26 protein-coding genes are annotated in these 26,942 nt (G+C 55.7%); 17 read left to right on the top strand and 9 right to left on the bottom strand.

Annotated elements, in window-relative coordinates; genetic code table 11:
• Positions 1–112: 112 nt before the first annotated feature.
• The 4 genes from purR to EKM88_RS12430 all read left to right on the top strand — a co-directional run bounded on the left by purR (position 113) and on the right by EKM88_RS12430 (position 4,889).
• Positions 113–961: a pur operon repressor gene (gene purR, locus EKM88_RS12445; protein WP_125706651.1), complete on the top strand. Its 849-nt coding sequence runs from the start codon at positions 113–115 to the stop codon at positions 959–961.
• Positions 958–2,103: a VanZ family protein gene (locus EKM88_RS12440; RefSeq protein WP_125706650.1), complete on the top strand. Its 1,146-nt coding sequence runs from the start codon at positions 958–960 to the stop codon at positions 2,101–2,103. The genes purR and EKM88_RS12440 overlap by 4 nt, the downstream gene beginning before the upstream one ends.
• A 150-nt stretch (positions 2,104–2,253) precedes the next feature.
• Positions 2,254–3,645, top strand: coding sequence for a bifunctional UDP-N-acetylglucosamine diphosphorylase/glucosamine-1-phosphate N-acetyltransferase GlmU (glmU, locus tag EKM88_RS12435; protein ID WP_125706649.1), 1,392 nt, complete (start codon positions 2,254–2,256; stop codon positions 3,643–3,645).
• A 275-nt stretch (positions 3,646–3,920) separates the two neighbouring features.
• Positions 3,921–4,889, top strand: a complete 969-nt coding sequence (locus EKM88_RS12430) for a ribose-phosphate diphosphokinase (RefSeq protein WP_125706648.1) — start codon at positions 3,921–3,923, stop codon at positions 4,887–4,889.
• A gap of 84 nt (positions 4,890–4,973) precedes the next feature.
• Here the strand turns inward: EKM88_RS12430 and EKM88_RS12425 are convergent, their stop codons facing one another.
• Both EKM88_RS12425 and EKM88_RS12420 read right to left on the bottom strand, forming a co-directional pair.
• The gene (locus EKM88_RS12425; protein ID WP_125706647.1) at positions 4,974–6,275 is read right to left on the bottom strand and encodes a sensor histidine kinase; all 1,302 of its coding nucleotides are present in this window, start codon (positions 6,273–6,275) and stop codon (positions 4,974–4,976) included.
• A complete protein-coding gene (locus EKM88_RS12420; protein WP_125706646.1) occupies positions 6,275–6,979 on the bottom strand; it encodes a LytR/AlgR family response regulator transcription factor in 705 nt (234 codons plus the stop codon). Before EKM88_RS12420 ends, EKM88_RS12425 begins: the two co-directional genes overlap by 1 nt.
• A 174-nt stretch (positions 6,980–7,153) precedes the next feature.
• Here EKM88_RS12420 and EKM88_RS12415 point away from each other — a divergent pair, with 174 nt between their 5' ends.
• The 6 genes from EKM88_RS12415 (at position 7,154) to EKM88_RS12395 (ending at position 14,188) form a co-directional block, all read left to right on the top strand.
• Positions 7,154–9,547 (top strand): glycoside hydrolase family 3 C-terminal domain-containing protein, encoded by a 2,394-nt coding sequence (locus tag EKM88_RS12415; RefSeq protein WP_318530877.1) that lies wholly within the window; start codon positions 7,154–7,156, stop codon positions 9,545–9,547.
• Positions 9,537–10,043, top strand: a complete 507-nt coding sequence (locus EKM88_RS12410; RefSeq protein ID WP_125706644.1) for a GtrA family protein — start codon at positions 9,537–9,539, stop codon at positions 10,041–10,043. The genes EKM88_RS12415 and EKM88_RS12410 overlap by 11 nt, the downstream gene beginning before the upstream one ends.
• A 5-nt stretch (positions 10,044–10,048) precedes the next feature.
• Positions 10,049–11,062, top strand: a complete 1,014-nt coding sequence (locus tag EKM88_RS12405; RefSeq protein ID WP_125706642.1) for a glycosyltransferase family 2 protein — start codon at positions 10,049–10,051, stop codon at positions 11,060–11,062.
• Between the two features lie 29 nt (positions 11,063–11,091).
• The gene (locus EKM88_RS13535; RefSeq protein ID WP_225418485.1) at positions 11,092–12,084 is read left to right on the top strand and encodes a glycoside hydrolase family 3 protein; all 993 of its coding nucleotides are present in this window, start codon (positions 11,092–11,094) and stop codon (positions 12,082–12,084) included.
• A 192-nt stretch (positions 12,085–12,276) separates the two neighbouring features.
• Positions 12,277–13,920: a glycoside hydrolase family 3 N-terminal domain-containing protein gene (locus tag EKM88_RS13530; protein WP_225418484.1), complete on the top strand. Its 1,644-nt coding sequence runs from the start codon at positions 12,277–12,279 to the stop codon at positions 13,918–13,920.
• Positions 13,910–14,188, top strand: a complete 279-nt coding sequence (locus EKM88_RS12395; RefSeq protein ID WP_225418483.1) for a hypothetical protein — start codon at positions 13,910–13,912, stop codon at positions 14,186–14,188. Before EKM88_RS13530 ends, EKM88_RS12395 begins: the two co-directional genes overlap by 11 nt.
• Before the next feature lie 212 nt (positions 14,189–14,400).
• On the opposite strand, the gene mscL is transcribed toward EKM88_RS12395, so the two are convergent.
• Positions 14,401–14,766: a large-conductance mechanosensitive channel protein MscL gene (mscL, locus tag EKM88_RS12390; protein WP_125706638.1), complete on the bottom strand. Its 366-nt coding sequence runs from the start codon at positions 14,764–14,766 to the stop codon at positions 14,401–14,403.
• A 40-nt stretch (positions 14,767–14,806) separates the two neighbouring features.
• Entirely contained in the window at positions 14,807–15,856 is a 1,050-nt protein-coding gene (locus tag EKM88_RS12385) for a YdcF family protein (protein WP_125706636.1), read from the bottom strand.
• 88 nt (positions 15,857–15,944) lie between these two features.
• Here EKM88_RS12385 and EKM88_RS12380 point away from each other — a divergent pair, with 88 nt between their 5' ends.
• Positions 15,945–16,394 (top strand): NUDIX hydrolase, encoded by a 450-nt coding sequence (locus EKM88_RS12380; RefSeq protein ID WP_125706634.1) that lies wholly within the window; start codon positions 15,945–15,947, stop codon positions 16,392–16,394.
• Here the strand turns inward: EKM88_RS12380 and EKM88_RS12375 are convergent.
• Positions 16,391–17,731 (bottom strand): HD domain-containing protein, encoded by a 1,341-nt coding sequence (locus EKM88_RS12375; protein ID WP_125706632.1) that lies wholly within the window; start codon positions 17,729–17,731, stop codon positions 16,391–16,393. The genes EKM88_RS12380 and EKM88_RS12375 overlap by 4 nt on opposite strands.
• 269 nt (positions 17,732–18,000) lie before the next feature.
• On the opposite strand from EKM88_RS12375, the gene EKM88_RS12370 reads away from it, so the two are divergent.
• The 6 genes from EKM88_RS12370 (at position 18,001) to EKM88_RS12345 (ending at position 24,132) form a co-directional block, all read left to right on the top strand.
• Positions 18,001–18,936: a formylglycine-generating enzyme family protein gene (locus EKM88_RS12370; RefSeq protein ID WP_125706630.1), complete on the top strand. Its 936-nt coding sequence runs from the start codon at positions 18,001–18,003 to the stop codon at positions 18,934–18,936.
• Positions 18,937–19,151: 215 nt separating this feature from the next.
• The gene (locus EKM88_RS12365; protein ID WP_125706628.1) at positions 19,152–19,598 is read left to right on the top strand and encodes a DUF1934 domain-containing protein; all 447 of its coding nucleotides are present in this window, start codon (positions 19,152–19,154) and stop codon (positions 19,596–19,598) included.
• A gap of 43 nt (positions 19,599–19,641) precedes the next feature.
• Positions 19,642–20,274, top strand: a complete 633-nt coding sequence (gene rpoE, locus EKM88_RS12360) for a DNA-directed RNA polymerase subunit delta (RefSeq protein ID WP_318530875.1) — start codon at positions 19,642–19,644, stop codon at positions 20,272–20,274.
• A gap of 342 nt (positions 20,275–20,616) precedes the next feature.
• Positions 20,617–22,218 (top strand): CTP synthase, encoded by a 1,602-nt coding sequence (locus tag EKM88_RS12355; protein WP_125706624.1) that lies wholly within the window; start codon positions 20,617–20,619, stop codon positions 22,216–22,218.
• A gap of 298 nt (positions 22,219–22,516) precedes the next feature.
• Positions 22,517–23,782, top strand: a complete 1,266-nt coding sequence (locus tag EKM88_RS12350; protein WP_125706622.1) for a UDP-N-acetylglucosamine 1-carboxyvinyltransferase — start codon at positions 22,517–22,519, stop codon at positions 23,780–23,782.
• Between the two features lie 101 nt (positions 23,783–23,883).
• Positions 23,884–24,132, top strand: a complete 249-nt coding sequence (locus tag EKM88_RS12345; RefSeq protein ID WP_125706620.1) for a type B 50S ribosomal protein L31 — start codon at positions 23,884–23,886, stop codon at positions 24,130–24,132.
• Between the two features lie 130 nt (positions 24,133–24,262).
• Here the strand turns inward: EKM88_RS12345 and EKM88_RS12340 are convergent, their stop codons facing one another.
• The 4 genes from EKM88_RS12340 to EKM88_RS12325 form a co-directional block, all read right to left on the bottom strand.
• Positions 24,263–25,525 carry a tyrosine-type recombinase/integrase gene (locus tag EKM88_RS12340; protein WP_125706618.1) on the bottom strand — a complete coding sequence of 421 codons (1,263 nt, stop codon included), beginning with the start codon at positions 25,523–25,525 and terminating at the stop codon, positions 24,263–24,265.
• A 51-nt stretch (positions 25,526–25,576) separates the two neighbouring features.
• Positions 25,577–25,849, bottom strand: coding sequence for a helix-turn-helix domain-containing protein (locus tag EKM88_RS12335; protein ID WP_125706616.1), 273 nt, complete (start codon positions 25,847–25,849; stop codon positions 25,577–25,579).
• Between the two features lie 349 nt (positions 25,850–26,198).
• Positions 26,199–26,456, bottom strand: a complete 258-nt coding sequence (locus tag EKM88_RS12330) for a helix-turn-helix domain-containing protein (protein ID WP_107773120.1) — start codon at positions 26,454–26,456, stop codon at positions 26,199–26,201.
• Positions 26,457–26,476: 20 nt separating this feature from the next.
• Positions 26,477–26,848: a sigma-70 family RNA polymerase sigma factor gene (locus tag EKM88_RS12325; protein WP_125706614.1), complete on the bottom strand. Its 372-nt coding sequence runs from the start codon at positions 26,846–26,848 to the stop codon at positions 26,477–26,479.
• Positions 26,849–26,942: the final 94 nt, after the last annotated feature.

The following is a 26,942-nucleotide window of genomic DNA, read 5'->3' as shown; positions in this document are numbered from 1 at the left end:
GCTTTTTTTACGGTTTTATCTAGGAATTACGAGAACAATCCCATATAATATTGGAGATTGCAGCATTAACCTGCACGATAATCCAAATATTCGGAGTTAGGAGAACATTATTATGAAAGTACGGCGCAGTGACCGTTTGATCGACATGACCCGCTACCTCTTGGAGCGGCCCCACACCTTGGTGCCCCTGACCTTCTTCTCGAAGCGCTACGAATCCGCGAAGTCCTCGATTTCAGAGGATCTGGCGATCGTTCGGCGCACGTTTGCCCAGCGGCAGACCGGCATCCTTGAAACGGTGCCCGGGGCAGCCGGTGGGGTACGGTATATTCCGATCATGGGGGAGGCTGAGGCAACGGGGTTCATCACCGAGATGGCACACCGGCTGTCCGAAACCGATCGCTTGCTGCCAGGGGGCTATGTTTACCTGTCCGACCTGCTCGGCACCCCAGACGTCCTGCGCCAGATCGGGCGCTTGATCGCGACCCAGTACCTGGACGCGCATGTTGACGCCGTGATGACGGTGGCCACCAAGGGGATCCCGATCGCCCAAAGCGTCAGCCAGTACCTGAACGTGCCATTCGTGATCGTGCGCCGTGACTCCAAGATCACGGAAGGCTCCACGGTCAGCGTGAACTACGTGTCCGCCAGCTCCGCGCGCATCGAAAAGATGGAGCTGTCCAAGCGCAGCCTGCCAGCCGGCTCGCGCGTCCTGATCGTCGATGACTTCATGAAGGGCGGCGGCACCGTTAACGGGATGCGCAGCCTGATCGCCGAGTTCGACGCCAGCCTGGTGGGGATTTCCGTGTTTGCGGAAGGCAACTTCTCCGGGGACCGGATGGTGACGGACTACACGAGCCTGATCCGCGTGGACGAGGTCGACACGAAGGCCAACACGCTGCACGCGGTGGCCGGCAACTATCTGGCCAAAAACGCGGCCCGCTTCAAGGAGCTGGGCGAATGAGTGCCTATCTCTACCCGGTGAAAATGGCCGTGTTGGCCTTTCCGCTCCTCGCTTTGGTGCTCGCGCTGCCGTTCATGGTCGCGCAGTATCGGCGGTACGGGAGCTTCGTGTTTTGGCGGGCGGTGGTGTTGTACACGTTCGTCTTTTACCTGATCAGCGCGTACTTTCTGATCATGTTGCCGCTGCCCAGCGTGGCGAGTGTTGCGAAGCTGACGACACCGCGGTACAACCTGGTGCCGTTCACCGCGCTGCGCGAATTTTGGCACACCACGGTGTTTAATCCGCTTGACCCGCACACGTGGTTGGCGGCGATGAAGCAGCCGGGGTTCATTCAACCGGTGTTCAACGTGGTGCTGACGATCCCGTTCGGCGTGTACCTGCGCTACTACTTCAAGCGGCCGCTGTGGCAGATTGTCGCGATGAGCTTCGGCCTGTCGCTGTTCTTTGAGCTCACGCAGCTGTCTGGGTTGTACGGTTACTACCCGCGGCCTTACCGGCTGTTTGATGTGGATGATTTGATCCTCAACACGACCGGTGGGGTGCTGGGTGGCCTGATGGCGCCAGGGCTGATGCGTGTCTTCCCGTCACGCGATGAGATGGATGCGGCCAGCTTTGCCAAGGGCACGCATGTCACGCTGATGCGGCGCTTTGTCGCGTTTGTCATCGATAACGTGGTCGCGGTGGGCGTGGTGACGGTCCTGTTTGACCTGCTGGTGCACCTACTGGGCGGCGACAGTCTGCTTGCGCATGTGCAACTGGCAACGGCGGTGCCGCTGATCCTTGTTTTCATCGTCTGGCCAGTGTTCACCGGCGGTCAGACGCCCGGGAAGGCGCTGGTCAAAATCAAGATCGTGAACGAGGATGGCAGTCCGGTCCGCTTCTGGCGGCTGGTGCTGCGCGAGGTGCTACTGTATGGGGTGGCCTTCCAAAGCCTGGGGGCGTTCAACTACTTTTTTGGGGAAGTCTTCTCCAAGTTCCACCGCACCGACATCAACTTCATTCTGACCGGGATCTTTGGCCTCATCACCGGTTTCTTGCTCGTCAACTTCCTGTGGGAGTTTGCAACGCGGGATAACCGTTACTTTTATGATGTGTGGGCCAAGACCAAGCAGGTCAGCACCATCGATCCACATAAGGTCTAGCTGACAAAAGACACGCGCGCCGTGTCTTTTTTGTTTTGGTTAAGGAATTGGTCTACAAGAACGTGAGGATTGCACCCGCGCGCGCGGTAGCTTATGATAGTTGAGTAACGCGCGGGGACGCGCAACAATCAAGATGGGAGTCCTACAATCATGTCTGGAAAATACACGATCATCCTTGCCGCGGGTAAGGGCACGCGCATGAAGTCGAAGCTCTACAAGGTGTTGCACCCGGTGTGCGGTAAGCCGATGGTCGATCATGTGCTGACGGAAGTCGAGAAGACCCAGCCGGATGAAGTGGTCACCGTGGTTGGACACGGCGCCGAAGCCGTGGAGGAAACGCTGGGTGACCGCAGCGCTTATGTCGTGCAGGAGACGCAGCTGGGCACGGGCCATGCCGTGTTGCAGGCGGAACCGCTTTTGGGCGACAAAGACGGGATGACCCTAATCGCCAACGGGGACACACCACTGTTGACGGCGGACACCTTCGAGAAGCTGTTCGCGTACCACCGCGACAAGGGCGCGGCCGCCACGATCCTGACCGCCAAAGCCCCGGACCCGACGGGCTACGGGCGGATCATTCGCAGCGAGATCGGCACCGTGCAGAAGATCGTGGAGCAAAAAGACGCGACGCCCAAAGAGGCCGAGGTCGACGAGATCAACACAGGGGTCTACTGCTTTGACAACCAGTCGCTGTTCAAGGCGCTGCACCAGGTCACTAATGACAACGCGCAGGGCGAGTACTATCTGACCGATGTCATCGAGATCCTGAAGAAGGCCGGCGCGATCGTCGCGGCCTACAAGATGACCCATTTTGAGGAGTCGATGGGCGTCAACGACCGCGTGGCGCTGGCCGCCGCGACCCGCGTGATGCAGACGCGCATCAACACCGCGCACATGCGAAACGGCGTGACGCTGACCGACCCAAGCACCACCTACATCGACCGGGACGTGGTCATCGGGGCGGACACCGTCATCGAACCGGGCGTGCAGCTGCTGGGCCGCACCGTCATTGGGGCGGATTGTGTGATCGGCGCGCACTCCAAGCTGGTGAACGCCACGATCGAAGACCAAGTGACCGTGACAAGCTCGACGATCGAGGACGCGATCATGCGCAAGGGCTCGAACATCGGCCCCAACTCGCACCTGCGACCGCTCAGCGATATTGGCGAAGGCGCGCACATCGGTAACTTCGTCGAGGTCAAAAAGGCCACCATCGGCGCGCGGACCAAGGTGGGTCACCTGACCTACGTGGGTGATGCCACGCTGGGCACCGACATCAACGTGGGTTGCGGTGTGGTCTTCGTCAACTACGACGGGGTCAAGAAGTGGCACGCCACGGTGGGGGATCACAGCTTCGTGGGCTCCAACGCCAACATTGTGGCGCCGGTGACGATCGCGGACCACAGCTTCATCGCGGCCGGTTCGACAATCACAGAAGACGTGCCGTTCCACGCGATGGGGATCGCGCGGGCGCGCCAGACCAACAAGGAAAACTTCTGGGACCGCACGCCACTAGCAACGGACCCGGAATGGAATAAGTAACACCACTGAGGTGACCCCATGCACGGGGCCACCTTTTTCATTGACTGCAATGTTTTCTGAAAATCCGCGGCAATTCAGCCTTGCCCGGGCCTGCGGTGGGTGGGTGAAGCCGGTGAGGCCGGGGAATGTGGCGATTTGCAAAGAAACCGGGTAAATCCCCGCCGATTTGCGAATTATTTGGTATAATCTAACTATGAGTGCTTGGAACTGGTGGCGCCTCGCCCGTTTCCGGCGCAACCTAGTTGGAATGCAAACTTAATCTCATGGAGGAAACCATGCCTTACTCTGACCCAAAGTTGAAGATTTTTGCCTTGAACTCGAACAAGCCGCTGGCGTCTAAGATCGCCGCGGAAGTGGGCGTTGAACTCGGGAAGTCATCCGTGAACCGGTTCAGCGACGGCGAAATTCAGATCAACATCGAAGAAAGTATTCGTGGCGATGATATCTACCTGATCCAGTCCACCTCGGCGCCGGTCAACGACAACCTGATGGAACTGCTGATCATGATCGACGCTTTGAAGCGCGCCTCCGCGCACACCATCAGTGTCGTGATGCCGTACTACGGCTACGCCCGCCAGGACCGCAAGGCGCGCTCCCGCGAACCGATCACGGCCAAGCTGGTGGCTAACATGCTCGAACGTGCCGGCGCGACCCGTGTGCTGGCGCTTGATCTGCACGCGGCGCAGATCCAAGGGTTCTTCGATATCCCGGTTGACCACCTGATGGGCGCCCCGCTGTTGGCGGATTACTTCATCCGTAACGGCTACGCCAACGATGACACGGTCGTCGTTTCCCCCGACCACGGCGGCGTGACCCGGGCGCGCAAGCTGGCCGAATTCCTCAAGGCGCCGATCGCCATCATCGACAAGCGCCGCCCACGCCCGAACGTGGCTGAAGTCATGAACATCGTCGGGAAGGTCGACGGCAAGCGCTGCATCATCATCGATGACATGATCGACACGGCCGGCACCATCACCCTGGCCGCTCAAGCCCTCAAGGATGCTGGTGCCACCGAAGTGCTTGTGGCCGCAACGCACGCCATTTTCTCCGGTCCGGCCGTTGAACGCCTGACCAACTCCGTGATCTCCCAGGTCGTTGTGACCGACTCCATCAACCTGCCGGAAGACAAGAAGATGGAAAAGCTCGTGATCGTTTCCGTCGGCCCACTGATGGGCCGCGCCATCACGCGCATCCAGGAGAACAAGCCGGTTTCCCCGCTGTTTGAAAACCGCTTCACCAAGTAATTGCATTCCGAACCCAAAAGGCGTCACCCTCCATGCGTGGAAGGTGGCACCTTTTTTTGTGCGGTGAATGAATGCGTTGCCGTTTTATGGGGCGACCGAGCTTTGTGGAATGGCGATTTTGAGGGCGAACCAGCCGTCTTCAAACTTTAGGGTCATCTGACCGGTGTATTTTTCAACGATGTAGGCGATATTTTTTAGGCCAAAACCGTGTTGCTCGGCGTTGGCTTTGGTGGTTGGCGGTATTCCATCACGAAATGCGGGGGCCTGCTTGACGACGTTACGGCAAGTGATTACGAGAAAACCTGCCTTTTGGGCAACGCGCACTTCAATGAGGCGCTGATCGGGGTCCTCCAACTGGCTCACCGCTTCGATGGCATTGTCGAGGGCGTTGCCAAAGAGGCTGGCGATGTCCATGGGTTGCATGCGGCCAAGCGCCTGGCCATCGGCAAAACAGGTAAGGTCAATATGCTTGCCGAGTGCGGTTGCGTTTTTCTGAGACAGAACGGTATCCAGTACGGCGCTCCCGGTGGAGATGGTAGCGGCGTAAGTGTTGATGGCGGCGGATAACTCGCTGAGGTAGCGCGCGCGAACGGCCGCGTTATCTTCGCTGAGAATGACGGCCATCTGGTGCTTGAGATCGTGAAACTGTCGGCGAATGACGGTGCTGCTTTCCTTGTAGGCGGTGTACTGATCGTACTGGGTTTGGAACATGCGATTGATCGCCCCCAGCTCCGCTTGAAGCTGATTTTCCTGGCGCTGGTCGGCCTGCAAGGCGAAAATCAGGAGACCACATAAGTTAACCAAGGTGCGGAAGAGAAATATCGTGACTGAGTCGCCTAACGCAAAGGTCGTGTTCGCTAAGATAAAGCCGATGTTTGACACAGCAAAGACGATCGTTGCGGTGAGCACGGCGGCAAACAAAGCGCGCCGCCCAACCGGTTGGGTGGCCATCTGTCGCCGTTCAAGCCAGACATCTCCGGCAAATAGCAACGCATAACCGACCAGCATGACAAGCGGGACCCAGGCGGTCGAGTTCGCAACGCGGTGCCAAAGCGTGTAACAGTAAACCTGCCAAACTACGCTGGCGGCAAATTCTGCGAACACGAATGCCTTAGCGACGGCGAACCCGCGGGTAGTGGCGGAAGCGGTGGCACACCACGTCAGCGTCATCAACATCCACCCAACGTTAAGCAGCATCCCCGGTACCCACAACCAGAGCGGCCAGCTGCCGACCCATAGTTGCAGCGCCAACTGGCCAACGCCGCACGCAAATAAGCGCAACTGCCACCATGCCCGCTTGGGCCAAGGAAGTAGCACCACGCCGCAGGCCAGCCATTCGGCCAAGGCGGTGTACAGACGGGGAATGTTTGGTAACAGGCTGGTCATCAGGCTTCGCCTCCCAGATAGTCTGTCAGCGCCGCGAGGAACGCCTTTTTCCGTGGTCGGCTGATTTGAAGCGGGGTTCCTGCAACAAGCACCGCGCCATTTTCGATCCCGCCGACTTGCGCCAAGTTGACCAGGTAGGAGTTATTGCACCGGTAAAAATGGTGTGGGGCGAGTTGTGCTTCCAAGTGACGTAGCGTGTCCAGTGACGTGATGAGTCGATCCGCGGTGTGGACGGTCAGATAGTGACCGCGACTTTCAATGTAGGTGATGGCGGGAATCGCCAAGCGAATCAGCTCACCGTTGGCCTTTAGCGTGAGAGTGGGGGTTTCGCGGGCGGCCAAGCGCGCCTGGATTTTTTTGAAGTGCTCGGCAAAGGCAAACGCGGTGACGGGCTTCAACAAAAAGTCCGTGGCATCGACTGCGTAGCCGTCAATCGCATACTGGACGTAGTTCGTGACGAAGACGATCAGCACCGTTGGATCCTTTGCTCGAATCTTTTTTGCTGCTGTCATACCGTCCAGGTGCGCCATCTGAATATCCAAGTAGATGACATCGAACACTGGCTGGTAATGGTCAACAATTGCGATACCACTGTCAAAGCGTGTCTGGGTGACCGCAATGTCGTGAGTCTGACTGAACCGGTCGATCAAGCGGCTGAACGCCAAAGCCGTTGTCAGATCGTCCTCTACAATTGCAATGCGCATCTTCCCACCTCCTACTATTAACATAAGCGAAAGACCAAGCGGATTCAATCGCAGTGACGGCAGGTTACGCAGGCATTTTGACAAGTTACGCAGAAGTGGCTGGCAAGCAATCGTTTTCATCGTATGGTGAGATTGTGAAACGGAGTGATGAGGATGGAAGCACCAGAAATACTAGTGACCAAATTAACATTAGAGCAAAAAGCAACGCTCTTATCGGGCGCCACCACGTTCACGACCCGCGAAATTGCGAAGTATGGCATTCCTTCCCTGACGCTTGCGGACGGCCCAAGCGGGTTGCGCAAGCAAGAAGGCGCCGCTGACCACCTTGGTCTCAACGGCAGTGTACCCGCGACTTGTTTTCCTGCTGGTGCCACATTGGCGGCAAGCTGGGATCCTGCGGTTGCGCAGGCGGTGGGACACGCAATCGGTGAAGAATGCCAGTCCAACGGCGTTCAAGAATTGCTGGGTCCCGCGCTGAACATCAAGCGCAACCCGCGCTGTGGGCGGAACTTTGAGTATTACAGCGAAGATCCTTACCTTGCTGGCCAAATGGCCGCTGGGTACATTCAAGGCGTGCAGTCAACCGGCACGATCGCGACGCCAAAGCATCTGGCGGTAAATTCACAGGAACTCAAGCGAATGGCCAGTAATTCCGTGGTTGATGCCCGCGCTGAGCGGGAGTTGTACCTAACTAATTTTGAGATCGCGGTCAAGGCGGGGCACCCGCACGCTGTAATGTCGAGCTACAACATGATCAATGGGACCTATGCCAACGAAGACGCTGCGCTTCTTCAAACGACGCTGCGTGATGAGTGGGGCTTTGACGGCCTCGTCGTCTCTGATTGGGGTGGGGACAACGACCATGTGGCGGGGGTGACCGCCGGCAGTCACTTGCAGATGCCAAGCACGGGGCTGGAAGGTCCACAGGTCTTGATTGACGCCGTCCGCGCCGGAAAGTTGGCACAAAGTGTGCTGGATCAGCGCGTGATCGAGTATTTGCGGGTCGTGCAGGCGGCAACGATCCGGGCGCCACACCCGACGGATTTTGCCGGCCATCACGAGGTGGCTCGATGGGCGGCGGCCGAGAGTATGGTGCTCTTGCAAAACCAGCGCGATGTTTTGCCGCTGAGTTCGCAAACACGCATTGCTGTGATTGGCGATTTTGCTCAGACACCGCGTTATCAGGGTGCAGGCTCATCGGCCGTCAATGCCAAGCAAGTTGAGCGCTTCACCGAAGTCGCAGGGCTACGGTTGAACGTGACGGGGTTCGCCCAGGGTTTTACCCGGGTGGATCACCCCGACGCTGATCTTCTGGAAGAGGCCAAGAGCCTAGCCAGTCACGCAGATGTTGCGCTTGTGTTCATTGGCTTGAACGAAGCGCAGGAATCAGAAGGAAAAGACCGAACTAGTCTTGAATTGCCTCGAAATCAAGTCGCCTTATTAGACGCGCTAGCTTCGTTAGATACCCCGGTCGTCGCGGTTTTAGCGGCAGGTGGGGTGGTTACCATGCCGTGGCGCAAGGACGTCGAGGGGCTTCTTCACACTTATCTGACCGGTGAGGCTGGCGCAAGCGCAATTTGTGATGTTTTGCTGGGTGAGGTTAATCCCAGTGGTAAATTGGCAGAATCGTATCCGTTGGTGCAGCAGGATGTGCCGTTGGATTCGGCGTACCCCACCAGCACGCGCGATGTGCTGTACCAGGAGTCTCTTTATGTGGGGTATCGCTACTACGATAAAGTGGCCGCACCGGTGGCATTTCCTTTCGGCTTTGGCTTATCCTACACCACGTTCGATTACCGTGAGCTGACGGTCGACCAGACCGGGGCACACGTGACACTCGTCAACACGGGACAGCGCACCGGTGCTGAAGTGGTTCAACTGTATGTCCAATCCCCGGATCAGCAGCTTTATCATCCTGTGCGTGAACTGAAAGGTTTCACCAAAATTAAGTTGGCGCCTGGCGAGGCGCAGCGCGTCACGATCCCATTCGATGCGTATACCTTCCGCGCTTGGGACCCGACAAAACAGGTTTGGGTCACGCCGGGTGGCATCTACACGATTGCTGTGGCAGCTGGTTCTCGGGATGTGCGGTTAACGGCACAGTACACTGTCGCAGGGCCGACCCCCACTCGCCAGCTTGGGTTACCGCACTATTTCAGCGGAGCGGTGACCGAGGCAACCCCTGAGGAAATCGCCTGTCTGATCCCTGACCGGGCGGCCGAATCACATGATGGGCAATTAACTGCGAATAGCACAATTGGCGACATGCACGAGGCGCAGTCCGCCCTCGCGCGCTTGGTGGCGCGACAGCTCCAACGACGCATGGCCAAACTGGAGGCGCAGGGCAAGTCCAGCCTCAACCTCCTGTTCATCTATAATATGCCAATTCGTGGAATGGCCAAGATGACCAACGGCCAAATGGATTCTGTGATGGTCGACGGGATTACGCAAATCGCGAACGGCCATTTCTGGCGGGGGGTAACGCAAGTCCTCAGTGGCTGGATGACGGCACGGCGGCGCACCAGCCAATTACGACGTCTATTGGAGGAACAAGATCATGCAGACTAAAGGTCTACGGGGAACTGTTCGTGCGTTCAAGGCGCGCCATCCGGACTTTTACGAGTTTATTATGTTCAACCTGTGGAGTAACGCGGCGACAATCACGAACTTTGTCGTGTTGTGGTTCAGTACCGGGCTCATCTTCAAAGCACTGGCCGCGACCCCCTTTCATTGGTTCATTTTTGATTATCCGGTTAAAAGTGGTGGCTTGGGTGGGTTCTACTCGTTTCTGCTTGCCTATGTTGCCGCGCAAATCGTGAACTACTTTGTTCAGCGCTACATCGTGTTTGGGGCTCACAACAACATCGCCGACTCGCTTCCTTGGTATATCGGGACGGTGGTGTTCGCAGGCCTGGTGTCCGTCTGGCTGCCACCACACGTGATTGCTTGGCTTGCCCCGTACATCGGTGGGTTTGCGGCAACGGTGGCCAATGTGATCAACATCGTCTTGCAGGTGGTCATCAATTACCCAATGTTGAAGTTCAAAGTGATGAAAAAGGAGTGAACGGGATGCTACTGACAGTTGTAGTGCCTGCTTACAACGCGCAGGACTACCTGAGCCGCTGTGTTGACTCGCTCCTTGTCGCTGGCCCGGAGATTGAGGTCATCATTGTTGATGATGGGTCGACGGATCGAACCGGTGTGATTGCAGACGGCTACCGGGCGCGTTGCCCTACGGTGCGTGTGATTCACCAGGCCAACGGTGGCCACGGGGCTGCAATCAATGCGGGGTTAGCCGCGGCTAAGGGTGATTATTTCAAGGTGGTGGATAGTGATGACTGGCTGAATGAGGCCGCCTTGCAAAAAGTTCTCCAGACGCTTTCCGGCCTGCGGTCAACCCAACTGGTTGATTTGATGATCTGCAACTACGCGTATGAGCATGGGGAGGGCACTGCGAGCAAGACGATTCGTTATGTGCATCAGTTTCCGCAGGATCATGTTTTTACGTGGGCGGACTCCCGCACCCGGCTGGGGCATTACCTGATTATGCACGCCGTGATTTATCGAACTGAGTTACTGCGAAAGATCGGTTTAAAGCTCCCGGCGCACACGTTTTATGTGGATAATCTCTTTGTCTTTGCCCCTTTGGGGGGCGTGACCTCTCTGTACTATCTGAACGTTGATCTCTACCGGTATTTCATCGGGCGTGAGGATCAATCCGTCAACGAGCGCGTGATGATTAGCCGAATTGACCAGCAGCTTCGCGTTAATAAGCAGTTAGTTGATTGCTACGCCAGAGCGTGCCCGCAACAGGTTCAGACGGCTCACCTTAGACGCTATCTCCGCCAGTACGTTGCCATTATTACTGGGGTCTCGTCCGTTCTGCTGATTCGTGAAGGGACTCCGGAGAGCCTCCACAAGAAGCAGCGTCTTTGGATGTATATTCGTCAGACCGATAAGTCGCTTTACCATCATTTGCGGCTTGGCATGATCGGCGTTGGCGTGAATTTGCCGGGAAAGGTGGGACGCCATGTAACTTCTGGCTGTTACGTCGTTTTGCAACATCTTTATCATTTCAATTAAAATAGGTCTTATTCTAAGGAGGAACCAAAATGGGCTTGATGCATCCGATTAAAAAAGTCTACGGGGCTATTGGGCTTTCGCTGTGTGTCGTCTTAGCGATGGGCACAACCGTTGCGAACGTTGCGCTTGCACGCTACCAAGGAACGATTTCATCCACCTTGTCCGTGCGCAAGCAAATTGCGCAGGGCGGCGACACAAAGACATACCAAGCGGCAAGAAAGTTGACCGCAAAGATGGCAAGCGAAGGCACAACGCTGTTAAAGAACGAGAACAATGCGTTGCCGCTGACAACGAGTAAAGTGAACGTCTTTGGTTACGCAAGTTACAATCTCGTTTATGGGGGTTCTGGTAGTGGCTCAACCAGCGGGGCCAAGTATAACGATAACTTGAAACAGTCGTTTGCTGCGCAAGGGATCTCAGTCAACCCTGATCTGTGGAATTACTACAAAGATAAGTCTCAACAAAGCTCAAAGTGGAATGTTTTCTCACCTAATGGTGGGGACTACAATATCTATGATGCAAAATGCACCGACGTCACGACCCACATGGCTAAAGCCAAGGCATATAGTGACACGGCATTAGTTGTCTTTTCCCGTGCAGGTGGTGAAGGCGCTGATCTGCCACAGGATATGGGCGTTAAGGATGAAAAAACCGGGAAAGGTCTCGTTGGGGGCGATAAAGGCAAGACGTACCTACAGTTGCAGGACGCTGAACTTTCGTTACTCCACAATGTTGAAAAGAATTTCAAACACGTTGTCGTTTTGATCAACTCTTCCCATGCGATGGAATTGGGTTTTGTTGATGAAGCTGGTGTTGATGCAGCGTTGGATATTGCGGGTCCTGGTGCAACCGGGATGCGTGGCGTCGCGGAAGTATTGAAAGGCGATGTCAATCCGAGTGGCCACTTGGTTGATACGTATGCTTACGATGTTAAGAGTGCCCCATCCTATTACAACATGGGGAATAACTCGTACTCAAACTACACCAAGAACATGTCTGATAAGTACGCTTACTTCGAATAGAACATTTATACTGGCTACCGCTGGTATGAAACGGCTGCAGCCGAAAAAGCTAAAATCAAGGCACCGGACGGTAAAACGTATGATTACAGTCAATACGACAGTGTCGTCCAATATCCGTTCGGCTATGGGTTAAGCTATACAAAGTTCAACTGGCAACTTCAGAGCTATCAGGTTGGCGGCAAGGGCGGCAAGGTGACAGCTTCAGTCAAGGTGACGAACACCGGCAAAGTGGCAGGTAAAGATGTTGTCCAACTTTATTACAGTGCGCCGTATACCGCCACCGGGATTGAAAAGTCGGCCGTAACACTGGGTGCTTTTGGTAAGACCAAGACATTGGCACCGGGCGCGTCACAAACGGTGAAGCTTTCAATGAACTTTGATGATATGGCCTCATTTGATCAAGGTGCGAACGGCTGCTATGTTCTTGACAAGGGCCAGTATCAGTTCAGCCTTCGAACGGATGCGCATGATCAAAAGAGTCCCTCAACACAGTTTACTTACGACCAGCCTAAACGAATCATCTACAATAATAAGAATGATGGTAAGCGGTCAACGGATAAAGTGGTGGCCAAGTCACAAAAGGAATTCCAAGACGCCGGAAAACTTGAAACGAACATGACCTATCTGTCGCGCAAAGATTTTTCGGGCACTTTCCCAAAGGTTGAGCGTCGGCTGAATCCAACTAAGATTCCTGCCAAGGTCAAGGAACGGCTGAATGCAAACGGGCCAGGATCAACAGTTTTCCAGACGGTTCAAAAAGTGACAAAAATACCAACGACTGGGGCGCAGAATGGACTCAAGATCAATGATCTGAAGGGTGTTGCTTACAACAGTCCTAAGTGGGAGAAGCTCGTTCAAGAAATGTCGCTCAGCGAACTGACGGAACTCACAGGGAACGCTGGATGGCAGACCTCTGCCATCGATTCTATTGGTAAAAAGCAAACAATTGATATCGATGGACCGCAGGGGCTGAATGGGTTCAACTTTAGCGGTACCAAGATGAACACGTACACTTCTGAAGTTCTGATGGGAATGACTTGGAACAAAACACTTGTTCATAAGATGGGCAAGACTTATGCCAAGGAGGCGCTGTCGTGGGGGATCGTGGGCTTGTATGCACCTGCAATGAACACGCACCGCTCACCGTTCGGCGGTCGCAATTTCGAGTATTACAGTGAAGATCCGACGCTTTCCGGCGAACTGGCGGTTCAAGAAATTAATGGGATGCAGGGTGAAGGCACCTACGTTTATGCCAAGCACTACCTGCTGAATACGCAGGATACTAACCGTGACGGTGCTGCCAACTGGTGCAATGAGCAAACAATCCGCGAAATTTACGCGCGACCATTTGAACTCGCCACCAAACAGGCCCATGTCACGGGGATGATGACTGAACTATCCCGTATTGGGGCGTCTTGGAGCAGCGCAACCTATGCGCTATGCACGGAGATGCCACGCAACGAATGGGGTTATAAAGGAAAAATCATCACAGATGGGGTCGGCCCTGGTGGGAGTTACTATATGCTACCAGATTACGCGGTTCTGGCCGGTAACGATATGATGCTGACGCGTTCCAGCGGGAATGCTGGCTACACGGACAAGACGCTCAAGACCTCAACTGGGGTGGCTAACTTACAGCGTGCGGCCAAGAATATCCTTTATGTTTATGTGAACAGCAAAGCTAGCCAAGTTAGTGGCAAGTATAACGTCAACTGGCAATGGGGCTGGATCCTGGGCAACGTTGTATTGGCAGCCCTGATGCTCGGAAGCTTCGTGCTCTTACCGTACCGGGCATGGTGCCTCAATGGTAAAGGAGGTAAGCAACGTGAAAAGTAGTTATGAAACGCTGAATAATTCCCGCTGGCTCAATCTTATCTGGTTGCTGTTAATCATTGCGAGTGCATCATTTGGCATTCTGGCGATTATAATCTATATTTTGGCGGTCACAAATGTTCAGATTCTGAGCTGGACGATCGGCTACATTGTGCTATCGGGGACCAATGCGATGGTATTGACGCCTAGCTTAGTTGTCTCGCTGATCTGCATTGTGGTTTTCGCGCTGTGCATGTTAAAAAAGCCATTGCTTAAGGCAATCAGTAAGTAAGCAAATCAAATGCGCGATACCTGACAGTTCTCGCCAACCAAGCAAAAAAGATCAGAAAAACAGTGTCGTATCGGATTTGATCCGTTACGACACTGTTTTTTGGACGCTTCAGGCAGACTGTTGATTGTGCGAACTCATGGGCAAAAAAAGGCGTGGATATAGTTCATGGCAATCAAAAAAGCCACCCGCAGGCAGCTTGATTGAGACGCGCGCTACTTTTTGGCCAGCAGATCGCGGATCTCGGTGAGCAGTTCCTCTTCCTTGGTGGGGCCGGCCGGGGCCGCTTCCTTCTTCGGGAACAGGCGGTTGATGCTGCGCACGAGGATGAAGACGACGAACGCGACGATCAGGAAGTTGATCACGTCGTTCAAGAACGCCCCGTACGTGAACTTGGCGCCGAGCACCGAGAAGGAGAGCTTTGTCAACCCGCTGGTGCCGGTGAAGACCCCGATGATCGGGTTGATCAGGTTGTTGGTCAGTGAGGTGACCAGCGCGGTGAAGGCACCGCCGATGATGACCCCAACGGCTAAGTCAAGCACGTTACCGCGCATGATAAATTCCTTGAATTCTTTGAGCAATTTCATTCCCTCCCTTTACTTTCAGTATACCCGATTGACGTCACCCCATGAAGGCTTGTTGCACCGCGATGGCGATGGCCAACAGCGCGATCAGCCCGACCACGATGATGTGCCGGCGCTTATGGATGACGACAAAGGCGAGGTACTCTCGGATCACGGCGTTGGGCAGGAAGTAAAACGAAGTGGGCGCCCCGACACCATTGGCCTTGAGCCCCGCCGCTTTGGCGAAGATACCGGCGCGAAACAGATGGTAGTTGTTGGTGAAAAAGGTCGCCTTGAACGGTTGGTCGCCCCACACCTGCTTGATCAGGCGGGCGGAGAACAGCATGTTCTGGTAGGTGGTTTTGGACTGATCCTCGACCAGCGTGTCGGCCTTGTCGATGCCTTGCGCGAGGGCGTAGCGCTGCATGGCGAGTCCCTCGGGCAGCTTCTCGTCGCCGCCTTGGCCACCGGAGAACACGAGGGTCGGGTGCTTGCCTGTTTTGCGGATCTGCTTGTGGTAAAACTTCAGCCCGGCGTTGATGCGTGCGGCCAAAAGCGGCGACACGCGCTCACCACCGAGGAGGCCGGCCCCGAGCACGATCAGGAAGTCCTGATCGTGGCGCGGGCGGTAAAAGTTGTACAACACCAGCGCGGTCAGGAAGTTGTACAACGCGACCAGCTCGTAAAGGATGCTGAGGCTGAAGAACACCGCCAGTCCGTTGTACAGCGGATTAGGGAGCCAGCTGCGGCCGAAGCTGGCGGCCAGTTCGAGCAGTAAGAGGCTGCCGGCGAGCACCAGCGTCAGCATGTTCCCGAGCGAGTGGCCCTCACGCCGCCAGACGACGCGCGCGTTCCACAGGAGCCAGACCAGATGCAAGGCGAAGATGACGCCGATGATCAGCAGGAAAATGATGAACAGCGTTGCGGCCACGGCGATGAGCAAGCGGTTGCCGGTACCGAGAATCCAGAAGGCCAAGGCCCCCAGGCCGCTGAGTAAGAAGAGGTTGAACAAGAGCCCGTTGACGAGCCGACGCGGTTCGCGCAGGAAGCTCGCGAAGAACACCGTGCCGAAAAACAAGGCGGGGAGGTAGGGGAAAAGCGCAGCCATAAGAATGTTCCTTTCAGGGTGGGACGGGTAGCGATTAGAATTTAGTGGCGGTATAATTAGAGGAATATCTGACCACGGGAGTAGACAAATGACACACGAACCGGTTTTTGGCCAAAAAGACCCCACGGTGACTTACACCACGCGCATCGGCGTGTACGGCGTGATCCCCGATGCCAGCGGCAAGCGGCTGCTGGTGTTGCAGGCGCCCAACCACGCCTTGTTCCTGCCGGGCGGCGAAGTGGAAGCCGGTGAGGCGGATGCGCAGACGCTGGCGCGCGAGCTGCTGGAGGAGTTCGGCGTGACGGTGACGCAAGGCGCGCGCCTCGGCCGGGCCAGCGAGTACTTTTACTCGCATTATCGGCAAACCGCGTACTACCATCCAGCAACGTTTTATGTTGCCGAGGACATTCGCTGCGTGGCGGCGCCGCTTGAGGACTTCAACACGCTGATGCTGATGCCCATCGAGCTGGCCGCGGCGCAGCTCAAGCGGCCCACACACCGCTGGGCTGTTGCGCAGTGGCTCAAGCAGCGCGCTTAGCTGCCGATCAGCGCCCCGTTGAGGACATGGGCCTGGAAGGCCTGGTACTGGGCCGCGTGGGCGGCCTCGGGGTCCTGTTTGAGCATGATCTTAGGAAAATAGAACCGCTTGTCGCCCGAGGCCTGACCGCTGATGGCCGCGACGAGGCGGGACAGCGTGGATAGCTCCTCCAGGGTGCCGTCAGCCTGAATGATCTCAATTTGAGTCTTCGGGTTGGCGGCACTTGGGTCGTATTGGTCGTAAGGCAGGTCGAAGCTGTCGTTTTCAGCCGTATAGTAGTCGGGGTCAAACCCGGCCTGCTGCACGAGGTCGCGCAGTTTAGGCAACAGGCCCGCGGTTTGGTCGGTGAAGGTGACGGACTTAAGCGGTCGGCGGCTCAAGAAGCGGTCGGCGAGGTCGCGCAGCACCGGGTCCGGGTAGTCGAGCCAGTAGGTGAAATACGTGTTCAAAACGCCGTCATCGAGGCGCAGGTAGTCCTTGAGCGTGAAGTCGCGTTCAAAAAACGGGATCAAGAGCCGTGGGTTGAACTTGCTGTCGAATTTGCCGGCCTCGTACAGCGACTTGGCGCGCTGCAGCAGGTGGGTCAGGATCATTTCCATGCCGCGTGATACCGGGTGGAAGTAGATCTGCTGATACATCTGGAAACGGCTGACGATGTAGTCCTCGACTGCGTGCATGCCGTTGGCGTCAAACCCGATGCCGCCGGCGTACGGCCGCATGACCCGCAGTACCCGGGTCAGGTCGAACTCCCCGTATTTCGTGCCGGTGTTGTAGGCATCGCGCAACAGGTAGTCCATGCGGTCGGCATCGATCTGGCTGGAGATCATCTGCACGACCTGTGGGTTCGGGTAGGTGTGCGCGATGACACTGGCGACTTGGGCCGGGAAGTCCGGCGCCACGCCGCGCAGGATCCGATTGACGTTGGTGCTGGCATCGGTCAGGATCTGGCGCGTGATGGCCTCGTGGTCGGTGCCGAAAATATGCTCGAACGTGTGCGAGTAGGCGCCGTGACCGATATCGTGCAACAGCGCCGCACACAGGGCGACCAGGCGCTCCGAGTCGTCCCACAGCCCATCGCCGGCGGTTTGGGTCGGGTAGTTGACGGCAAAATTGTCGCAGATCTCGCGGGTGATCTCGTACACGCCGAGGCTGTGCGTGAAGCGCGTGTGCTCGGCGCCTTGGAAGACTTCGTCGGCCACGCCGAGTTGCTTGATGCGACGCAGGCGTTGGAACTCGGGTGTGTCGATCAGGTCGAGGATTACCTGATGGCGGACGTGAATGTAGTTATGGACTGGATCGCGGAACACTTTTTCGCGGGGTAAGTATTGAATTGGCATCATTAAGCTCCTTTGGCGACTGCCGCGTGCGGAAGCGGCAGGGGTGACAGGCTGAATCAACGGTACCGCGGCATTGTGCCAGCGGCAGTACAGATTCCTCCTCCATTATAGTAGAACTGGCGAGGGATAACACCCACCACCGGTCAGCGTCGCAGCTTTTTGACCGGGTGGGTGGGTCGCCGTATACCAACTCTACCTGAATTGGGACTGCAACCGCTGCTAAAAACGTGGTATTGTGAAGGAGAATCGATACAGTAGGAGGTTTTTGGATGATACAGATCAAAGGCGGGCAGTACGCCATTGGCACTGGTGATGCAAGCAAAGGGTTTTACAGCGACAACGAAACGCCCAAGACAATGGTGCAGGTGGCAGACTTTGCGATTGACGCAACGACGGTGACGAACGCGGACTTTGCGGCGTTCGTTCAGGCGACACACTATCAGACCGAGGCGGAACAGTTCGGTAACTCGTTCGTCTTCCACTTGCTCTTGGATGAGGCGACCAAGGCGGCCAACCCGACCGTGGCCGGGCTCCCTTGGTGGTACGCCGTCGATGGGGCGGACTGGGCGCACCCGTTCGGCCCCGACACCAACTTAGACGGGCTGGCTGATCACCCGGTGGTGCATGTCTCACGCAATGACGCGCTGGCCTACTGTGCCTGGGCGGGCAAGTCGCTGCCAACGGAGGCCGAGTGGGAAGTGGCCGCGCGCGGCGGCAGTGCCCGCGACCACTGGTACTGGGGCGACTCGCTGACGGCGGGGGACACCTACCACTGCAACACGTTCCAAGGGGATTTTCCACGCGCCAACAATGCCGCGGACGGCTTCGTCGGCACGGCGCCGGTGCGCAGCTTTGACCCGAACGGCTACGGCCTGTATCAAGTCATCGGCAACGTCTGGGAGTGGTGCCTGAACCCGGCCCGCATCCCGCTGGCCCACTTCAATGCGCTGACCCCGGCCGACTTGGCCACCATGGCAAAGCTGGCGCCCGACCAAGTTTTCGCCACCCGCGGCGGCTCGTTTCTCTGTCACGAGTCGTACTGCAAACGGTATCGGGTATCCGCTCGCAACGGGGAAAGCGGTCAGTCCAGCGCCAGCAACCTCGGCTTTCGCTGTGTGCGCCGGGCGTCAACGCCGGCGCCGCAAGCCCCGGTGAAGCGCGCCACGCGACCGGCACCGATGCTGGACTGCTGCCGCAAGGATTAGGCGCCGGTTTGGTTTTTTTTGCCGCCGGTGGTGAGCGGCGCCGCGCTTCCGGGAACTAATGAGGGGCGCGAAACAACCGTGATTCAGCGGCACGCGGATTGACAGACGCCATCACTGGCGGTCAAATTGGCGCGACGACAGCTCTGGCGCGGACGGACCCGCCTGCACCTGAGCCTTCATTAAGGTATAATGGAGGACAAAGGACGGTGACCAGAATGGACTTATCACATGGCGTGGCGATCACGATCCACTTGGAGACGTTCGTCGAGCAGGACGGCGCCACTGAAAAACACGTCTTCGACGAACCGGGGACGCTGGTGCAGTTAGGCGACACCCTGTACATTCGCTACCGTGAAATCGATGAAGCGGCCCAAACGGATTACCCGGTGACCCTCAAGCTGCGAGGCGATGGCAGTGTGCAGCTGGCCCGAGGCGCCAGCGATGCGGACACGCACCTGCGGCTTCACTTCGCCAACGCCCGGCGCATTTTGACGCGCTACCGGACGCCGTACGGGGACATCCCGGTGGAAACGGTGACGCCGCGGCTGGATGTGCGGCTGACCGAGGCCCCGCTGACCGGTGAGATCTATATCGAGTATCAGCTGTTCGGCAACGGCGAACACCTTGGAAATTACCGGATGCGATTGCAATTTTCGGCCTGAACGCGTATCATCAGTAATAGACTGTGGAAAGGGCGTGTACCGGTTGAAACTAGACGTATTTGCCGATGCGAACAAAGCTGAACTGTCCATGATCGAGGTGGCACGCGCCATCCTCGAGGAAAAAGGCGATACTATGGCCTTCGTGGACATCGTGAATGAAATCCAGACTTACTTGGGGAAGCGCGACGAAGAAGTTCGTGACCGCTTGCCGCAATTCTACACGGACTTGAATGTCGACGGGAGCTTCATCTCCTTGGGTGACAATGTCTGGGGCCTGCGCGAGTGGTACCCATACGAATCCGTTGACGAAGAGGTGAACCATCCGGAAGACGAGGACGACGCACCGCGCCGCAAGAAGCGCAAGAAGGTCAACGCCTTCTTGGCCGATGTGGCGGATGACGACGACGTGATCGACTACAACGATGACGATCCCGAAGACGATGACTTTGCGGATGACGACGAGGCCGATGGCGACGCGGACGACACGGATGACACCGAGGACTTCGCCGATGCCGACGCAGCGGACGATGACGCGGATGACACCGATGACCCAGATGACGCCCTGCCGGACGGTATCGAAGGGCAGCTGGCCGAATTCGGCGACGACGACGTAGACGATGAGGACGACGACAGCGATTTCACCGCCGATGAGACGGACAACGAAGACAACGACTAGCTTGACCTGCCTCGCATTGCGCCATTTGGCCGTGATGCGAGGCTTTTTTTGGGACTAGCCGGCAGTGCAGGCGGCAGTAGACGCTGGACACTGAGCTGGCCGTGGAAGGCCGAAGTCGTGGCGCGCGCCATTAATCGACTGGTCAACCTTAATGGCGGGACGGTTGGCGTTGGCTGACCGCAACAGTTCTAGAAAAAACTTGACGCCTGTACTGTTTTTCGTTACGATACTTTCTGGGCGCTTTACTCAGGTAAAGCACAGACGGTTGCAAGCTCCCTGTTCGATTGAATAGGGAGCTTGTTTTTGTTTTTTCCCGCAAAAACTACACAAAGGAGTTTTCACATGACCAAGTATATTTTTGTTACCGGTGGCGTTGTGTCTTCGCTTGGCAAAGGGATTGTGGCGGCGAGCCTTGGCCGACTGCTTAAAAACCGAGGCTTAAAGGTAACGATTCAAAAATTTGATCCGTACATCAATGTGGATCCCGGAACGATGAACCCTTATCAGCACGGGGAAGTCTTCGTCACTGATGATGGTGCTGAGACGGACCTGGACCTTGGCCATTACGAACGCTTCATCGATATCAACCTGAATAAGTACAGCAACGTGACAACCGGGAAGATCTACTCCGAGGTCCTTGAGAAGGAACGTAAAGGGGAGTACCTCGGTGCCACGGTACAGGTGATCCCACACATCACCAATATGCTGAAGGAAAAGATCATGCGCGCGGCGACAACGACCGATTCCGATATCATCATTACCGAAATCGGCGGCACCGTTGGGGACATCGAATCTCAGCCGTTCTTGGAAGCCATTCGTCAGATGAAAAACGATGTGGGCGCCGAGAACACCTACTACATTCACGCGACCCTCGTGCCGTACCTGCGCGCAGCCGGTGAAATGAAAACCAAGCCGACCCAGCACTCCGTCAAGGAACTGCGCAACATCGGGATTCAGCCGAATATGCTGATCCTGCGGACGGAAAAGCCGGTCACGGAAGGCATGAAGAAGAAGATCGCCCTTTTCACCGACGTGCGCGAGGATTCCATCATCGAATCCCGCGACGCCAAGACGCTGTACTCGATCCCGCTGGCGATGCAGGCCCAGGGCATGGATCAGCGCGTGCTCGACCACTTCGGCATCGATCTGCCGGCCGCTGACATGACCGAGTGGAACAACCTGTTGACCAAGGTGCAGCACTTGGACCACAAGGTGAAGATCGCCCTGGTCGGCAAGTATGTGGCGCTGAAGGACGCGTATATTTCTGTTTCCGAAGCGCTCAAGCACGCGGGCTACTACTGGGATTCAGACGTTGAGATCACCACGTTCCAAGCGGAAGAAGTGGACGATGACAACGTGGCCGAGCTGTTGAGCGACGCGGATGGGATCCTCGTTCCCGGTGGCTTCGGTGACCGCGGTTTGGAGGGTAAAATCGCCGCGATCCGCTACGCGCGTGAGAACAACGTGCCGTTCTTGGGCATCTGCCTGGGGATGCAGATGGCGTCCATCGAGTTTGCCCGCAATGTGCTAGGCATCAAGGACGCCGCCACGGCTGAAGTTGAACCAGACGCTAAGAACCCGGTCATCTGGCTGATGCCTGACCAAGTGAACGTTGAGAACCTCGGGGGTACGCTGCGCCTAGGCCTGTACCCATGTGAGCTCAAAGCCGGCTCCGTGGCAGCGGCGGCTTACGGCAACGCGACCGAAGTGCAGAAGCGTCACCGTCACCGCTACGAGTTCAACACCAAGTACCGCGCTGCGATGGAAGACGCCGGGCTCGTGTTCTCCGGGGTATCGCCGGACAACCGGCTGATGGAAGTCATCGAACTGCCGAAGAACAAGTTCTTCGTTGCAGCCCAGTATCACCCAGAATTCCAGTCACGGCCAACTAAGCCGGAGGGGCTGTTCCAAGCCTTCATCCAAGCGGCCGGCGACTTTAAGTAATCGCGCCTCCCTTTTCCTCGGGTCGGTTGCCCCAAGTGCCATTAACTGGCGCTTGGGGTAACCGGCCTTTTTTGGCGGGGCGTTGGGCTGCAATCGGGTCGGGATTTATCGCAGCGCCAGTGGCCGGCGAGATCGGCCTTGTTTTTTGGGTGAAAGTTCATTAAAATGAAACGATGAACGTGTGCTTAGGCACCGTCTCCCCTATCAGTGAACGAACCACCGTATGAAGCGGTTTTACTCAGGTCAGCTTCAGCCTGTTTGGACAAGTGAACGTTATTTAAGTGAGGAATATTCCATAATGAAAAAAATGCTGATTCGCGGCGGCAAGAAGCTTTCGGGAACAGTCGTGATTGGTGGGGCCAAAAACAGTACCGTTGCCCTGATCCCGGCCGCTATCCTGTCCCGCACCCCTGTCAGGCTTGATTCTGTTCCGCACATTCAAGATGTGGATAACTTGATGGCCATCCTCGAAGAGATGAACGTGCATTCCAGCTTTGCCGATTGCGTCATGACCATCGACCCAACCGAAATCAAAGATGTCCCGTTGCCCAATGGTAAGATCAAGAGCCTGCGAGCGTCCTACTACTTCATGGGCGCGCTATTAGGGCGCTTTGGTCAGGCCATTGTTGGGCTCCCCGGGGGGGATGACATTGGGCCGCGACCGATCGATCAGCATATCAAAGGGTTTGAGGCCCTCGGGGCTAAGGTGGCCAATGAACATGGGGCCATCGCCATTCGTGCGCCCAAAGAAGGGCTGCATGGCGCGCGCATTTTCTTAGACATGGTGTCCGTTGGGGCCACCATCAATCTGATCTTGGCCGCGGTGACCGCACACGGGCGCACCGTGATCGAGAACGCGGCCAAGGAGCCGGAAATCATCGACCTGGCCACCTACCTGAACAACATGGGCGCCCAGGTGCGCGGCGCCGGAACCGACGTGATTCGCATTGAGGGCGTGGCCGAGCTGGCGGCGCACAATGCGCACACCATCATTCCGGACCGCATCGAAGCCGGGACCTATCTGGCGATGGCCGCGGCCATGGGCGATGGGGTCAAAGTGCAGAACATCATCTCCGAGCACTTGGACGCTTTTTTGGCCAAGCTGGAGGAAATGGGCGTCACCATGGATGTGGGCGAGGACAGCATCTTTGTCTACCCATCTGGGGACCTGCGCATGGTGCAGATCAAAACCATGCCGTACCCCGGCTTTGCAACCGACCTGCAGCAGCCGATCACGCCGCTTTTGCTCAAGGCGCAAGGGGAAGGTATCATTGTGGATACCATCTACCCGAAGCGCGTGCGCCACATTCCCGAACTGACCCGCATGGGGGCAGACATCACGGTGGAAAATGACGTGATCATCCTGCACCACGCCGACCAGCTGCAGGGCACCGAAGTCGCCGCCGAGGAAATTCGCGCTGGGGCCTGTCTGATGACCGCCGCGTTAATGGCGGACGGTGAAACGGTCATCACCAAAGCCGAGAACATTTTGCGCGGCTATGACCGCGTGATCGCCAAGCTTCGCGGCCTTGGGGCAGACGTGTCGCTCGTTGAGGAAGGCTGAGCGGCCGTTGCGTTTCACCTGCAATCATGTTAGAATGCTATAGTTGTGACTAGAATAATCTCTAGGGCAGGCAATGACCTAGGGCAAAGGAGAAAACGATTATGAAACAAGGCATCCACCCAGAATACCACCAGGTTGTGTTCATGGACTCCGCGACGGGCTTCAAGTTCATCTCCGGTTCCACGAAGAACTCCAACGAAACCGTTGAAATGGACGGCGAAACCTACCCATTGGTCCGGGTCGAAATTTCTTCCGACTCCCACCCGTTCTACACCGGTAAGCAGAAGTTCAGCAAGGCTGACGGCCGTGTTGATCGCTTCAACAAGAAGTACGGTCTTACCAGCAAATAAAGACCACTTTGTCACATTGCGGCCACGAACCGCGGCGTGACGGGAATCTTAAAAGTTGGTTTTCGTACAAATTCATCAAATCGAGTGTGATTTGTACGAGAATTTGGCTCAATATGAGGACGTTTGGAGTTCAATCTGAATTCTGAACGTCTTTTTGTTTTTCTAGTCTTGCGGAATTCAGCCGATCTAGGAAGCGTTGGTGGGTGACTGTTGTTATTATATCCGGTGTATTCACGTAAGTTCTCGTGGTTGAAACACTGGAATGGGTGAGTGCACTGGAGATGTCTTCCATAGACGCACCACCTTGTCGTGCTAGGGTGCTAAACGTGTGCCGCATCTTGTGTGGATGCAGGTAGACCAATTCAGGGTGACGCCGGTTGACTGACTTGATTCGTGCGTTGAGGTAGTCGGAGTAAAGTGGCTGGTTGTGAACACCCTCACGAGTGACGTAGGTGAACAGCCATTGCTCACCATCTTGTTCTACCCCGATTGCTTCGAGCTGTTTGGCTTGTTCTGTCTTCCAGTCGGCCAACAGATACAGAATATCCTGTGGCAGGGTCATAATGCTTTGCTTGTGTCCCTTAGTGTCCTTAGCGTCGCGATCACTGTCGAGTGACTGAACCAGATATAACTTGCCAGCTTCCAGATCAATGTGCTTCCATTGCAAAGCGTAGGATTCGCTCTTACGGTCGCCTAGGTGCAACGTTAGGAGGAACAGGGTGTAATCGGCTAAAGATAGCTTACCGCGTTCATAGTCCTCTTTCGTGGCTTGTAGCCAGTCCAGAAGTTGCTCTGCGGTCAGGAACTCGCCTTTCTTCACCCGCTCCTTCTTGAGCTTATCTTTGTGTGGTTGCCCAACAAGGCGAAGGGACTTGCCAACGCGGTCATATTCGATGTAGTCGAGGATCTCGGCAACTTCAAACATTTGGCGCACATACGCCTTAACCGTTTTGATGTTAGCGAAGTGCTCTGACTTCTCCTTGAGCTGATCTACGACGAACTCTTTGTTGGAGTTCAGGTAGGTCATCGAATAGGAGCCGAACATTGGCAATAGGTGGTTCTTGAACAACCCACGCTGATATTCGACAGTAGCCTTAGTTGGGACAACCGGTGCCCGACCAGTGGAGCCAGTCAGATACAGTGGCATGAAGACATCTTTGTAGAACGTCTTGAATAGAATTTTACCTTTAAGCTCAAGAGAACGAGCGTTGCCGTTCTTTTGGGCTTCTTTGATTTTCTTGTTGATCTCACGCTCCTTTGCGACCGCGGCTTGTTTGGTCGAAATGGTTTCCCGAAAACGGGTCTGTCCGGCGACGCCCATAAGTTCGCGAACGGCTTTTGGATAGAAAACGCTGACCTGATAGGTACCAGCTTGGGTTTTTGTGATTGACATAATGATAGACCTCCTGCTCAATAAGGCAGTGAGGCGTAAGACATCATTATATTAACATCCAATACTCATGCCTTGCATCCATTTATCAAGTTCAATGCGATCAAATCTGACCGAGTTACCGATTGTGATCTTGGGCAAACCCAGCATAATCCAAGCGTCTAACGTGTTGTACGAAACGTTGAGATATTTGCAGGCTTCGCCTTTCTTGAAGTAGCGGACGTTTAGCAGGGCTTCGTGCCGAACGCTATTTACTTCTTCACGGATAATCTCGAATACTTTGTTCCGGATTGTGTCGATCTGTCCGTCGCTCAAAACGAAGGACATCTCATGGTGGATTTCTTGGCTGATAGTGCCACTTCCCTTCAAGATTTCGTGCGTAAGGTGAGTGTATCACCTCCATTCAGAAAGTTGGTTAGGTGGCGTTGTTCAGCCCGGTTCCGACCGGCTAACTGATCCACAGCGGATCAGCTCTCCCGTTACGTGGGAGTGACGTGCAAGTATCTGGCCTTGGTGTTCGCTAACTCATACGAGGTCATGGCGACGGCTGGTGTTGCTGAACAGCGCTATTCAGTTGTCAAAGGACACAGCGAGCAAAAGAAAATCCCGCTTCTGCATATACAGACAACGGGAACGGGTCGAAATGAAACCAAAATCAGAAAAAAGTTGAAATTGATTATGTGTGAGTTAGTTGTGAACTTGATTGAGTGGACGGTTGCGATAGGTGTTCAGCCACGTTGAAGCGCTGAACGCTGAATACAAACTTGATTTGAAGTTCCTGCCTCAAATCGGGATCGACATAGCTTTTTCCGAATGCAGCCTCGCGATCGAAATCGTAGCTGAACATATCGAGTAGTTGGGACATTGCCTCTGCGTCTCCGTCCTGCGCTGCCAAGATAACCGGGATCAGGTTATCGACCTCTGTATAATGCATTGAACACTCCTCCGTATTCATCACATGTTTTCGTATGCTTCCTTAATTCGCGCTAGTGCCCGTCTCCGCCGTTTGTTCACCCCCTGACTAGTCTTGCCGGTGTAGCTACCGATTTCCACGTCGTTCAGTTCAGAATAGTAATACTGATACAACACCATCTTATCAGCTGTGGAAAGGGTTGCAATGGCCGTGGCAAGACGCTCATTTTCAATAAAAGATTCAAGGTGAGCAATTTGGTCATCAGTTAAAATAAAGTCTTCGAGGTGACCAGGATTGGCGATTTCTTCCAGTAGCCATTCCTCAAGCGGAGTTTCTTTGATGTCTTTAAGGTGTTTACGATAAATGTTGATTCTTTCATTACGAAGAACTTGTTGCATGTATCGAATGAACATTCGAGAGACTTCGCGTTTGAAGACGGCATATAGCTTTACCAAGTAATGCGAAGTTTTTGACACCACTCGGCGAAGAAATTGCCCAAGGTCGGCG

This window comes from Lacticaseibacillus daqingensis (assembly GCF_003946115.1).
GTDB lineage: Bacteria > Bacillota > Bacilli > Lactobacillales > Lactobacillaceae > Lacticaseibacillus > Lacticaseibacillus daqingensis.
Note: the sequence above shows the minus strand (reverse complement) of the source record. Positions and strands in the feature narration are given on the sequence as shown.